At 55.6% G+C, this 12,612-nt stretch carries 11 protein-coding genes; 1 reads left to right on the forward strand and 10 read right to left on the reverse strand.

Annotation, left to right across the window (positions count from 1 at the left end):
* Positions 1-131 precede the first annotated feature (131 nt).
* The 10 genes from ltaE to B9K09_RS15230 form a co-directional block, all read right to left on the reverse strand.
* A complete protein-coding gene (gene ltaE / locus B9K09_RS15185) occupies positions 132-1,136 on the reverse strand; it encodes a low-specificity L-threonine aldolase (RefSeq protein WP_087517599.1) in 1,005 nt (334 codons plus the stop codon).
* A gap of 115 nt (positions 1,137-1,251) precedes the next feature.
* Positions 1,252-2,259: a succinylglutamate desuccinylase gene (gene astE / locus B9K09_RS15190; RefSeq protein ID WP_087517600.1), complete on the reverse strand. Its 1,008-nt coding sequence runs from the start codon at positions 2,257-2,259 to the stop codon at positions 1,252-1,254.
* A 114-nt stretch (positions 2,260-2,373) separates the two neighbouring features.
* Entirely contained in the window at positions 2,374-2,664 is a 291-nt protein-coding gene (locus tag B9K09_RS15195) for a topoisomerase II (RefSeq protein WP_087517601.1), read from the reverse strand.
* A gap of 14 nt (positions 2,665-2,678) precedes the next feature.
* Positions 2,679-4,028 (reverse strand): N-succinylarginine dihydrolase, encoded by a 1,350-nt coding sequence (gene astB, locus B9K09_RS15200; protein ID WP_087517602.1) that lies wholly within the window; start codon positions 4,026-4,028, stop codon positions 2,679-2,681.
* Positions 4,025-5,488: a succinylglutamate-semialdehyde dehydrogenase gene (astD, locus tag B9K09_RS15205; RefSeq protein ID WP_087517603.1), complete on the reverse strand. Its 1,464-nt coding sequence runs from the start codon at positions 5,486-5,488 to the stop codon at positions 4,025-4,027. Before astD ends, astB begins: the two co-directional genes overlap by 4 nt.
* A gap of 72 nt (positions 5,489-5,560) precedes the next feature.
* Positions 5,561-6,577: an arginine N-succinyltransferase gene (astA, locus tag B9K09_RS15210; protein WP_087517604.1), complete on the reverse strand. Its 1,017-nt coding sequence runs from the start codon at positions 6,575-6,577 to the stop codon at positions 5,561-5,563.
* Between the two features lie 9 nt (positions 6,578-6,586).
* Positions 6,587-7,606, reverse strand: coding sequence for an arginine/ornithine succinyltransferase subunit alpha (gene aruF / locus B9K09_RS15215; RefSeq protein WP_087517605.1), 1,020 nt, complete (start codon positions 7,604-7,606; stop codon positions 6,587-6,589).
* 196 nt (positions 7,607-7,802) lie between these two features.
* On the reverse strand, positions 7,803-9,023 hold the full coding sequence (locus tag B9K09_RS15220) for an aspartate aminotransferase family protein (RefSeq protein WP_087517606.1): 1,221 nt from the start codon (positions 9,021-9,023) through the stop codon (positions 7,803-7,805).
* A 238-nt stretch (positions 9,024-9,261) separates the two neighbouring features.
* Positions 9,262-10,470 carry a patatin-like phospholipase family protein gene (locus B9K09_RS15225; RefSeq protein WP_087517607.1) on the reverse strand — a complete coding sequence of 403 codons (1,209 nt, stop codon included), beginning with the start codon at positions 10,468-10,470 and terminating at the stop codon, positions 9,262-9,264.
* Between the two features lie 58 nt (positions 10,471-10,528).
* Entirely contained in the window at positions 10,529-11,467 is a 939-nt protein-coding gene (locus tag B9K09_RS15230; RefSeq protein WP_087517608.1) for a lipid A biosynthesis lauroyl acyltransferase, read from the reverse strand.
* A gap of 313 nt (positions 11,468-11,780) precedes the next feature.
* Between B9K09_RS15230 and minC the strand changes: the two genes are divergently transcribed.
* A complete protein-coding gene (gene minC, locus B9K09_RS15235; RefSeq protein WP_087517609.1) occupies positions 11,781-12,527 on the forward strand; it encodes a septum site-determining protein MinC in 747 nt (248 codons plus the stop codon).
* The last annotated feature ends 85 nt before the right edge of the window (positions 12,528-12,612 follow it).

Consider the following 12,612-nt stretch of genomic DNA (forward strand, 5'->3'; position numbering starts at 1 on the left):
ATAAGGTAAACGCACGCTCCAGAGCAGGTTACAAGCGCAAATTCAGCGCACGCGAACAAATGCCGGAGCGACGGCAAAGGGCCGCATTATATAGGGCCTGAGCAATCGGTACAGCGTTTGTGCGATAAAGGTCAAGATTGTTTGAAATCTGCAAAGCCTTTAAGCACCCGTTTGATGTCATCAGCACTGACATCCAGATGCGTCACCATACGCAAACGTGCAGCGGCTGTGAGCTTAACGCCACGCTCAGCAAAAAAGCTTTTCAGCGCATCCGCCTGCTCACCAACCTGCGCATAAACCATGTTGGTTTGCACCGGCTCAACGCTGTAACCCAGCGCCCGCAAGCCTTCACCGAGCGCCTGAGCATTGGCATGATCCTGCGCCAGACGCTCAACCTGATGTTCCAGCGCATACAAACCTGCTGCCGCGAGTAAACCGGCTTGGCGCATCCCGCCACCCACCATTTTACGCAGGCGCCGAGCCTTGCCGATAAGCGCTTCGGAACCACAGAGAACCGAGCCAACAGGCGCGCCAAGGCCTTTGGACAAGCACACAGACACCGAGTCGAAGTGACGGGTTATTTCCCGCGGCTCAACACCTAGCTTGACTGCCGCGTTGTACAGGCGCGCACCATCAAGATGCAGGCTGAGACCATGCTTGTGAGTAAGTTCACGCGCAGCGGCCAGATACTCCAGGGGCAAGACTTTACCTTGCATGGTGTTTTCCAGGGCCAGCAAACGGGTGCGGGCAAAATGGAAATCATCCATTTTTATCGCCGCAGCCACCTTGGCCAGATCGAGCGTGCCATCCGCTTCACCCTCAATGGGCTGCGGTTGAATTGAGCCCAGCACGGCTGCACCGCCACCTTCATACTTATAGGTGTGAGCTTGTTGGCCAACGATATATTCATCGCCCCGCTGACAATGTGCCATCAGCCCAAGCAGGTTGCTCATGGTCCCTGTCGGCACAAACAGACCGGAATCAAAGCCAAGCTTGTCCGCCAAATAGACTTCAAGGCGGGTGACAGTTGGATCTTCACCGTAGACATCATCACCCAGTTCCGCCGCCTGCATCGCCTCGCGCATGCCTGAGGTGGGTAATGTAACTGTATCGCTACGCAGATCGATAATTGGCATGATCAGGGTTCCTTGAAGTCGCCAGAAATGACTAAAGCACTGATGCTAAAGGCTGTCAGCACGACTCACAAGGTACAGCTGCGGGTAAAAAAGCCTGAATCAAACACAGCCCAAATCAGGCGAGCTCGGCGCCATCGCTGGGCACTATCAATATTCCGGCACGCAAACCATTTTTCACTGCTGGGTTTGGAAAAATGATCCGCTCGCCCTGCTCGATAACCCAACGCACATCGTTAACGTCTTCAGCCAGCAAGTAACCCACCGGCAACTCACTAAAATTTTCGATATCAGCAGGCAGGTGAAACCTGAATGCATCGCTGTGCTTGATGACTTCACGGGCGACAGTGAATATTTGCAAGCCGTCGAGCCCGGCGGTTTCCTGCTCCGGCTCCTGGCCTTCAATAATCTGCTGCATGCGCGTTTCCAGCAGGTCAAGATTGACCAGCTGGTTATCGCCAAAGGCCCGCGCCTTACCCAGTTCCAGGGTGAAAGCTTCGGCATTCAGGGTTTCGTAAGTAAAAGCACTAAAAGTGATCGAACGCTTACGTTGCAGGAGCACCGCATCAATACCGCCAGCGTTCAAACGCTCCAGCTCTCGACGCGAATGCGCGCGCCCCTCAACCCAAGGGTACATTGCAAACTGCTCGATTTTTGAGCCGCGAATGGCCGTATGCAAATCGTAATGCAAGCGTGAGCGCTCAGTTTCACGGAAGAACGCTGTGGCCAGATGCTCAAGCTCGCTGGCGCGAATAGCCTCAAAGCCTTCAGCCTGCTCGTGACGACCATTGAACAGACGGTTGAGGTCTTGCTCGATATAACGCTCACCCTGGCGAATAGCTTGCGGATTGCCGAATAGAATCAATATCCGCACACGCGGCTTGATTTCGCTGCGGGCAATTTGATGAAGCAGGCGATCGAGCAACTCGATAGGCGCCGTTTCATTGCCGTGAATACCGGCAGACAAAAGCAGATCAAGGCCATTGTCCTTGCCCGCTGGCGGGGTAATCTCTAATGCGCCCTCGGCCAACCAACGCAAACGCGTGCCTTCAGCCGTTACCTGGATCTTCGATGCAGGCTCGCGCCCGGCCAACGTCAGTTCAAGCAGTTTTCCTAAGGCAAGCATATAAAACTCCAATTATGTGCCGAGTGAACTCTGGCCCTGGCCAATTCGTCCGTTGGCTCAGCCAAGCAGAACCGGGCGAACCGGCCCCGCCAAGCGCAACCACAACAACCAAGCTTAGTGGTTGCAGTCCGGGCCGTGCACATGACCTTGTTGGTCATCGTCAAGATCAGCACTTTCCATTTCCAGCTCAAGGCTAACCAAGTTGGTCGCCAGCGGACGCAGCAGTAAGTTGGCGTACTCAGTGTCGCCTTCAGCAACATCTACACCGATCATCAACTGGTTGTTACCGACTTGCTGAATCCATACTTCTTTACCCTGCCAGACCACAGCAAAGCGCGTGCAGGAGGTTTCCAGCTGGGTGCCGTCTGTGTCTTCAAGAATCAGTTGCAGGGCATCATTGGACATGGTCAAAGCTCTCTTTAAGCGAGTTGGAATGAATAAACCGAGCCTAGTTTAAGGATCTGCGTCAGTTCATCCAATGCCGTGCGGCATTCAATTAACAATTGCGGGTCAGCCAGATCGTTTTCACTCAAGCGATCACGGTAGTGTTTATCGACCCAAACATTGAGCGTGTCATACAAACTCGGGGTCATGATCACGCCTTGATTGACCGCTTGCAGCTCGTTGTCTTTAAGCGCTACGCGCAAACGCAGGCATGCAGGGCCGCCGCCGTTTTGCATGCTTTGCTTAAGATCAAATACTTTAACTTCACGGATAGGCCCGTTGCCGCTGGTCAGTTGCTGCAGGTAATTCCAGACGTTGGAATTATTGCGGCACTCTTCAGGAACGATCAGCAACACGCCGCCATCGGCACGGCTCAGCAATTGGCTGTTGAACAGGTAGGATTTGACTGCATCATCAACCGTGACCGCATCACGCGGCACGCACACCGGCTTGAAGTTCGCACCCCGGCGCGACAGCTTCTCGGCAAGCTCGGCCAGTACTGTTTCGGTGTCGAGAAAGGCGTCCTGGTGATAGAACAGCACTTCACCATTTCCGACGGAAATCACATCGTTATGGAACACACCCTGATCAATCACTGCTGGCGTTTGCTGTGCATAAACCACGCCGTCATCACTCAGGCCATGTAAGCGCGCAATCGCCTGTGACGCTTCAAGGGTTTGCCGGGCCGGGTAGTTTTGCGGCGCCGGGAAACGGCTGTCGAATGCACTGCGCCCGAACACAAAGAACTCAACGCCTGCGTCACCATAACCTTTGCAAAAACGCGTGTGGTTAGCTGCGCCCTCATCGCCAAACTGGGCAACGGCAGGCAAAGCCGGGTGATGGGCAAAGTGCTGCTGATCAACAAACATACCCGCCAGAATACGGCTGGTTGTCGGGTGTTCGATCGAACGGTGAAACTTGCAATTAAGGTTGGCAGCAGTGAAATGTACACGCCCATCAGCGGTATCCGCACTCGGGCTTACCGTGCAGGCATTGGCGGTCCACATGCTCGATGCCGAGCAGCTTGCTACCAACAAGGGCATGGCTTCTTTAGCCGCGCGACTGATCACCTCTGCGTCAGAGCCGGTGAAACCGATAGCGCGCAACACATTGACGTCCGGTCGTTCTTGCGGAGCCAGTACGCCCTGCTTGAACCCCATGTCCATCAGCGCCTTCATTTTGGTCAGGCCCTGCTTGGCAGCCTCTTTGGGGCTGGAGCCAGCTTGACTGTTACTTTGCGATGCGACGTTGCCATATGACAGACCGCCATAGTTGTGCGTCGGCCCAACCAAACCATCAAAGTTCACTTCAAACGCATTGCTCACAGGCTTACTCCTGGGGTCAGAGTGGCAGGCAGGCTCAGGGTTTCAGTCTCCAGCGAAGCGACCGGGTAGGCACAATAATCGGCGGCGTAATAAGCGCTCGCACGGTGATTGCCCGAAGCGCCAACACCGCCAAATGGCGCAGTGCTTGCGGCGCCGGTCAGCTGCTTGTTCCAGTTGACGATACCCGCACGGCTTTCAAGCCAGAACTGCTCATAACGCGCTTTCGAGTCAGACAACAGACCCGCAGCCAAACCGAACGCAGTGTTGTTGGCCTCGCGAATTGCATCAGCAAACTGGTCATAGCGAATCACCTGCAACAGCGGGCCAAAGAACTCTTCATCGGCACGCTCAGCCACAGCAGTCACATCGATAATACCCGGTGTAAGTAACGCTGCAGTCGCTGAAGGCTGAGTCATTTCTAGCAATGCAGTGGCGCCATTAGCCAATAACTGCTGCTGCGCCGTCATCAAGTGCTGCGCCGCCGCCAAGGAAATCACCGACCCCATAAAGGGTGCTGGCTGGGCATCAAAGGCACCAACTTTGATATCCGCTGCAACACTGACCAGACGCGCCAGCAAGGCATCGCCCCACTCGCCTTGCGGCACCAGCAAGCGCCGTGCGCAGGTGCAGCGTTGACCTGCGGAGATAAACGCCGACTGGATAATGGTGTAAACAGCGGCGTCAACATCAGCCACCTGATCAACCACCAGCGGGTTATTGCCGCCCATCTCCAACGCCAGAATCTTGTCCGGGCGACCCGCAAACTGGTTATGCAATAGGTTGCCGGTGCGGCTGGAGCCGGTGAAAAACAAACCGTCGATGGCGTTATTCGCAGCCAGCGCCACGCCAGTTTCACGCGCCCCTTGCACCAGGTTAAGCACGCCTTCTGGCAAGCCCGCCTCGATCCAGCACTTGACCGTGATCTCAGCAACTTTAGGCGTCAGCTCGCTGGGTTTGAACACCACCGCATTGCCGGCCAGCAAGGCCGGTACGATATGCCCATTGGGCAAGTGACCGGGGAAATTGTAGGGGCCAAACACGGCAACAACACCGTGCGGTTTGTGGCGTAGCACAGCGGTTGCATCAGCCAATGGGCCGCTCTTTTCGCCGGTGCGCTCACGGTAGCTCTGCACCGAGATAGCCACTTTATTGACCATACTGCTGGCTTCTGTTGCCGACTCCCACAACGGCTTGCCGGTTTCTTCACCGATAGCCCGGGCCAACTCATCAGCATGTTGCTTGAGGGTAGCGGCAAAGGCTTCAAGCACTTCAATACGTCGCTCAAGGCCGAGCAACGCCCAGGCAGGGAATGCAGCGCGTGCGGCTTCAACCGCAGCATTGACTTGTTCTGTGCTGGCTTCGCGGCCTTCCCAGAGTACATCCTGAGTCACCGGGTTTAGCGATTGAAACGCCGCGCCCTGCCCGTCCTGCCAACGCCCTGCAATGTAATGAGTGCTCATCTTGTTTTACCACTCCCAGCAATTCTCGCGACCCGGCGAAACGCCGAACGCCTGATTCGTATTAGCCCCGGCTTAACCGCGCGCCGACAAACTGACTGCTCGCACCTGATCGCCCGCCGACAACTGCAAGCGCTTGGCAGTCAAGGCATCAACCACCAGAGTGCCAGCCGCCAAACGGGCCGGTGCCGCTGTGATTCGGCAGTTCTCGCGCTTACGGTTATGTATGACGAAGGGGCTTGCATCGTCGCCCGGCGTACCAATCGCCAGCACCAGCGTCTGACTGTCACGCACGGCACGGATTTTCTGCGTTTCGGCTTCAACCGCGGGGCCAGCATCAAAGATGTCAACATAGCCCTGATAGCTGAAGCCTTCACCTTTGAGCATGGTCAGCGCAGGCTCGGTATCGGGGTGTACACGGGCGATGCTGTTACGCGCATCCTCGGAGAGAAAGCAGGTGTACAGCGGAAACTTAGGCATCAACTCAGCGATAAAAGACTTGTTACCAACGCCGGTGAGGTAATCCGCCTGACTGAACTCCATCTTGAAGAAGTGGCGCCCCAAGCTTTCCCAAAATGGCGAGCGGCCATGTTCATCCGACATGCCGCGCATTTCAGCCATGACCTTGTCGCCAAATAGCTCAGGAAACTCGGCGATAAACATAAAGCGCGCTTTCGACAACATGCGACCATTGATGCCTGTACGGTGATCGGCACGCAAAAACAACGAGCACAGCTCAGAGTTACCGGTCAGGTCATTGGCCAAAAACAACGTCGGGATCTGCCGGTGAATATTCAATTCCTGCGAGGCACTAACCGTCAGGCCGACCCGGTAGTTGTACCAAGGCTCACGCAGGCCAACTGCACCCGCGATAGCGGAAATACCAACCACTTCGCCGTCATCGGTTTCGAGCACGAACAGATAATCAGCATCCGCTCGCTCGGCTTCGCCACGGAAGGTTTTTTCAGCCCAGCCAACGCGATGCGACAAGCGCTCTTCGTTGGCTGGTAATGTGGTCAAGCCTGCGCCGGTGCTGCGCGCCAGGTCGATAAGGGCCGCGAGATCGGCACTGCGTACTGGACGAACGATCATGCTGACTCCTTAAATCGCGACCAAACGGACGCTGACGCCTTCACCGACACCCAAGGCCTCGGCGGTTTGCATATCAAGAGTGACCGGACGGCCCGGCACCCAATCCAACTCAACAACGATGGCGCGAAAATCCTGCAGCTGGCCGTTACTGACCAAATACATGCGCCCGCCACCTTGCACGTGCTCACCCAACAACACTGGCACCATTCGGCTTTGGGCGATGGTGCGAATACCCGAGGTGCGCGCATGTAGCGTTGGGCCACCGTCGAAAATATCAATGTAGTGATCGGTCTCAAAACCTTCGCGCATTAGAATGTCGAAAGTAATTTGCGCACGTGGATGCACCTGCCCCATGGCTTCCTGTGCAGTGTCGGGTAGCAGCGGCACATAGATTGGGTAATGCGGCATCAATTCGGCGAGGAAGGTGCGGCTCTTCAAACCGCACAGGCGTTCGGCCTCGGCGTAGTTCATGTCGAAGAAGTTACGCCCAACCGCATCCCAGAACGGCGAGTCACCCGACTCATCACTGTGGCCGACAATCTCAACCACAACCGCATCGGCAAAACGCTCAGGATGCGTGGCGACAAACAGCAAGCGGGCGCGGGAATTAAGCTCGGCGAATACCGTGCTGACCAACGGCCGCTCGACATAAAAGCTGGTCAGCAGGCTATTGCCGGTCAAATCGTGACACAACGAGAGCACGTGGGTTTTATTGTGAATTTTCAGCTCGCGCGAGTTATGCACAAAGGTTTCGTTGCGAAAGCTATAAAACGGTTCGGAATAACCGGTCGAAGCCATAATCCCGGAACACCCCACCAAGCGGCCGGTCTCGGTATCCTCAAGCACAAAGAAATAGCTTTCTTCACCGTTAAAGCTGACCTCAGCCGCAAATGAGGCTTCAGACGCCTCGATTTTATCGCTGAGGCGGCCAATATCATCCGGCAGTGAAGTCACACCAACCGGGCTGTCCGCGGCTAGACGCTGTACTTCCGCAAGGTCAGCCATTTGCGCGGGGCGCATCACCAGCATGGTGTCACTCCTATCAAGAAAAGCCCCAGAACACTCGCGCAGAGTGGCCTGGAGAAAACTGCAGCCAATGACTGCAACACACAAGACATTCATCCTTGAGACGTCTCAGGCGATCCATATGGCCTGAGCGAGTGAACAGCAGACAGCAGCGCGACTCATCCGCAAACCGCAGTAGCGGCTTGCGGATGAGGCCGTATCACGCCTGAGTCAGTTTGGCGACTGCACGTTCGAAACGTGCCAGGCCTTCATCGATATCTGCATCTTCAACCACCAGGCTCGGCGCGAACCGCACCACGTCCGGGCCAGCTTGCAGAACCATCACATTTTCAACGGCAGCGGCCTCGAGGATGGTTTTGGCTTTGCCCTTCCACGCGTCGCTCAGCACGCAACCGATCAACAAGCCCATGCCGCGGACTTCAGTGAATACGCCGTACTGCTGGCCGATCTGCTCAAGTTGGCTTTTAAAACGCTCATGCTTGCTGTGCACACCCGCCAACACCTCTGGGGTATTGATGGTGTCGATAACCGCTTCCGCCACCGCACACGCCAACGGGTTGCCGCCGTATGTCGTGCCGTGAGTGCCGACAGCCAAATGCTTGGCCAACTCATTAGTGGTGAGCATAGCTCCGATTGGGAAGCCGCCGCCCAACCCCTTGGCGCTGGACAAAATGTCGGGGGTAACGCCGTAGTGTTGGTAGGTAAACAGCGAACCACTGCGGCCCATGCCGCTTTGCACTTCATCGAAAATCAGCAGCGCATTGTGTTTATCGCACAGCTCGCGGGCACCTTGCAGGTAAGCCAAGTCAGCTGGAACCACGCCGCCCTCGCCCTGAATCGGCTCAAGCACAACCGCGCAGGTTTTGTCCGAGACAGCCGCTTTCAACGCATCAAGGTCGTTGTAAGGGATATGGCTGATGCCTTTGATCTTCGGACCAAATCCATCGGAATATTTCGGCTGGCCGCCCACACTGACGGTAAACAGCGTGCGGCCGTGAAAGCTGTTAACTGCCGCGATAATCTCGAATTTGTCTTCACCAAACTTATCAAATGCAACACGACGGGCCAGCTTGAAAGCGGCCTCGTTGGCTTCAGCGCCGGAGTTACAGAAGAACACCCGCTCAGCAAAGGTTGCGTCGATCAGCTTTTTAGCCAGGCGCAGCGCAGGCTCATTGGTGAACACGTTCGACACGTGCCACAGCGTATTGGCCTGCTCTGTCAGCGCCTTGACCAGCGCTGGATGCGCATGACCAAGCACGTTAACCGCAATGCCGCCGGAGAAGTCGATCAGCTCGCGACCGCTCTGATCCCAGACTCGCGATCCTTCACCGCGCACGGGAATAAACGCAGCGGGCGCATAGTTCGGAACCATAACCTGATCGAAATCGGCGCGTTGCACCGGGTCGTGCTGAACAGACATCTGAACTCTCCTGACAAGGAAATACCTACTTTTAGCAGCAGGCGATGAGAAGGATTGTAGGGATTGCTATGCGGATGGCATTGCCGTCATGCGACAACTTCTTATAGCGCCATCCCCTGAATAACCGATGCTTATGGAAATGCGACAGAAAGCATCGGTATGGCGCAGTTTAAACTGCTGCCCCCAGCACATGCGCCTTGTGCTGAGATTTTTTTCGTCGAAAACTAGCGATTAAGGTTTAAATCACTACCTGCTCAGCCGGAAGCGGCTTATGCGTAGAAGTACCGCCCAGCGACAAAAATGCGCAGAGTTTAGCTTTCTGCGCCAGGGCATCCTGATAGCCAAGCTCAATCAGTTCACTGCAATAACCGGGTTCAAACAATAAATAACTGAGCACCCCTGCGCCACTATCGCGAGTTGCCCCAGGGCCACGCAAAAACAGACGCACCGCAGCTGGCATTTCACTGCGATGGCGCGCCGCGATCTCATCCAGCGGCTGACTGGGCGCAATCACCAGCACCTCAACCGGTTTCAGATGGCTTATTTGTTGCTGTTCCGGCGTGAGCATGCCGCTCAGGTGATTAATCCTTTCCAGCAGTTCAATATCACCCTCAAGACTGTCAATAAAGGTGCTATTGAGCAGGTGCCCGCTAATCTGCGCCAGTGTTGGCGGCTTTGCGGCGCCGTTATGCCTCGGCATATGGATCGCACGCTCTTGTTGAAAGTGATCACTCACCCCCACCACGAGCACCCGATTCGCCCCTAAATGCAGGGCCGGACTGATCGGTGCAGATTGACGCACCGCACCATCACCAAAATACTCGTTATTGATTTTGACCGGCGCAAACAGCAGTGGAATCGCCGAACTTGCCAGCAAGTGATCAAGGCCAAGGCGGGTCGGAATCCCAATGCGTCGATGCCTGAACCACGAATCAATGTTGGCCCGGCCTTGATAGAAGGTTACCGCCTGCCCTGAATCATAGCCAAAGGCGGTGATCGCAACTGCATTCAACTTACGGCTGCGCACGGCTGCAGAAATCCCAGTGAAGTCCAGCTCGTTGACCAGCAACTCTTTTAAGGGAGAACTATTAAGCAGCGCTACCGGAACATGTCCGCCAACTCCCAGTACGCTGTTGCCGATGAATCGACTGGCCTGCGCCAGCACGCCAGGCCAATCACTGCGATACACATCAGCTGTACTAAAACTCTGCCAGACATTGCTCAGGCGTTGCACCGCTTGAGCAAAATGCATCGCCCCGCAAGCCAGGCTGACTGCATTGATAGCGCCCGCCGAAGTGCCGACGATAATCGGGAAAGGGTTGCTTTGTGGGTCCGGCAACAATTCAGCAATCGCCGACAACACTCCAACCTGATAGGCCGCCCGCGCCCCACCGCCCGAGAGAATCAACCCGGTAACGGCTTCGTTCTTGCTGGGCATCATGGTCATCCGTACACCTTAAATAATTCCGTCAGTATAGAGAGTCGACCGCCGCGGCCAGTCCGCGTTACTTACGCTTGCGCTTTTTATAGAGCTTGGGCTCACCCACTGGACGTGTTTTGAAGCGCCGGTGCGCCCACAGATACTGCTCAGGACAAGCATTGACGGCCTGCTCAACCCACTGATTGATACGCAAGCAATCAGCCTCTTCATTTTCACCGGGGAAATCACTCAACGGCGGATGAATCACCAGCCGGTAACCATTGCCATCAGCCAGACGCTCCTGAGTAAAGGGCAACACTCGGGCACGACCTAACCGGGCGAACTTGGTCGTAGCCGTTACGGTTGCGGCCAACACCCCAAACAAGGGTACAAAAACACTCTGTTTGCGACCGTAATCCTGATCAGGCGCGTACCAGATGGCGCGCCCAGCGCGTAGGACTTTGAGCATGGCCCGCACATCTTCACGCTCAATCGCTGTGGCATCAAGATTGTGTCGCTCACGTCCACGCCGCTGTATGTAGTCAAACACCGGGTTATCGTGCTCACGGTACATGCCATCGATAGTGTGCCGCTGCCCCAACAGCGCCGCGCCGATCTCAAGAGTAGTGAAATGCAGAGCCATCAAAATCACACCCTGACCTTCGGCCTGGGCCTGTTGCAAATGCTCAATACCTTCAATTTTAGCCAGCGTTGCCAGGCGCGGCTTTGGCCACCACCAGCTCATGGCCATTTCAAAAAAGGCAATTCCGGTTGATGCGAAGTTTTCACGGATCAGACGCTCACGTTCAACATTGCTCATCTGCGGATAACACAGCTGCAAATTACGCGTAATGATCTCGCAACGCTCTTTAGCGAAGACCTGCATCACCGCGCCAAGCATGCGCCCCAAGCAGAGCAGCACCTTGTACGGCAACTGCACGATCAGCCACAACAAGCCAAGCCCAAGCCACAGCGGCCAAAACCTTGGGTGCAAAAACTCGCGGCGAAATACGGGACGATCCATGAACAATTCCAATCAAAAGCACAATTGGCCGGCATTCTATCAGGACTTTCCTCTCTGCCTGTTGTCTATGCCGGTGTGCGAGAATTGACCCGCAGCGTTTAAAACCCGCTCATGCAGCCTGCTTAGCCAAAGTGGCTATATATAAAAGTGGCTATTTATAGATGCACAGTGATCAATACTAGCGTGATGAAAGGCGCCTGGCCGCTTGCGGCCCAGCAACGTTCTCGCTATAAACCCCACAGCTTCTGTCATTGCGCGCAAGCAACCATCTTGCTCACGCGCAGCTCAACCGAAAAGGCGTTCCAGGCACACCATGAGTCAAGCTGACCTACTCGACCAAGTTCCAGTTTTCCAACTAAAAGGCAGCATGCTGGCCATCACCGTGATGGAGCTGTCGCGCAACGACAGCGCGCTGCTTGATCAACAACTGGCCGCCAAAGTCGCCCAAGCACCTAATTTTTTCAGTAACACGCCACTGGTGCTGGCGGTGGACAAGCTACCCACCACTGAAGCCAAACTCGACCTCAGCGAGCTAATAGCCGTTTGTCGCAAGCATGGTTTGCGCACCCTGGCCGTGCGTGCCAGCAGTGAAGAGCATATTGCTGCGGCCAACGCGCTGGATTTGCCGGTGCTACCGCCATCTGGCGCACGTGAGCGGCCGCTCGACCCGGCCCCCACGCCCGTCGAGAAAAAAGCTGAAAAACCGCAAAAACCTGCCGAGCCAGAGCATAAACCGACTAAAGTTGTGACCAGTCCTGTACGTGGCGGCCAGCAAGTCTACGCTCAAGGCTCAGATTTATTGGTTTTGGCACCGGTCAGCGCCGGGGCGGAACTTCTCGCCGATGGCAACATCCATGTTTACGCACCTATGCGCGGGCGCGCCCTTGCAGGAATCAAGGGCAATCTCAAAGCGCGTATTTTTTGCCAGCAGCTGGGCGCAGAACTGCTCTCGATTGCCGGCCATTACAAGGTGTCCGAAGATCTTCGGCGCGATCCGCTGTGGGGTAAGGGGGTTCACGTCAGCTTGTCTGGGGATGAGTTGAACATCACCCGTCTTTAACGGATACTGCCGCCAATTTCTAGGACACATATAAGGGCATCTGGACGCCTCACAAGGCAGAACGATTCCCGCTTTTATTTCACAT

The organism is Pseudomonas sp. M30-35 (genome assembly GCF_002163625.1).
GTDB lineage: Bacteria > Pseudomonadota > Gammaproteobacteria > Pseudomonadales > Pseudomonadaceae > Aquipseudomonas.

Excerpts from the sequence above, each read along its gene's own strand:
- B9K09_RS15230 (WP_087517608.1), bottom strand. The coding sequence starts at position 11,467 with ATGGATCGTCCCGTATTTCGCCGCGAGTTTTTGCACCCAAGGTTTTGG.
- ltaE (WP_087517599.1), bottom strand. The coding sequence starts at position 1,136 with ATGCCAATTATCGATCTGCGTAGCGATACAGTTACATTACCCACCTCA.
- B9K09_RS15195 (WP_087517601.1), bottom strand. The coding sequence starts at position 2,664 with ATGTCCAATGATGCCCTGCAACTGATTCTTGAAGACACAGACGGCACC.
- aruF (WP_087517605.1), bottom strand. The coding sequence starts at position 7,606 with ATGCTGGTGATGCGCCCCGCGCAAATGGCTGACCTTGCGGAAGTACAG.
- astE (WP_087517600.1), bottom strand. The coding sequence starts at position 2,259 with ATGCTTGCCTTAGGAAAACTGCTTGAACTGACGTTGGCCGGGCGCGAG.
- astA (WP_087517604.1), bottom strand. The coding sequence starts at position 6,577 with ATGATCGTTCGTCCAGTACGCAGTGCCGATCTCGCGGCCCTTATCGAC.
- astD (WP_087517603.1), bottom strand. The coding sequence starts at position 5,488 with ATGAGCACTCATTACATTGCAGGGCGTTGGCAGGACGGGCAGGGCGCG.
- B9K09_RS15225 (WP_087517607.1), bottom strand. The coding sequence starts at position 10,470 with ATGACCATGATGCCCAGCAAGAACGAAGCCGTTACCGGGTTGATTCTC.
- minC (WP_087517609.1), top strand. The coding sequence starts at position 11,781 with ATGAGTCAAGCTGACCTACTCGACCAAGTTCCAGTTTTCCAACTAAAA.
- B9K09_RS15220 (WP_087517606.1), bottom strand. The coding sequence starts at position 9,023 with ATGTCTGTTCAGCACGACCCGGTGCAACGCGCCGATTTCGATCAGGTT.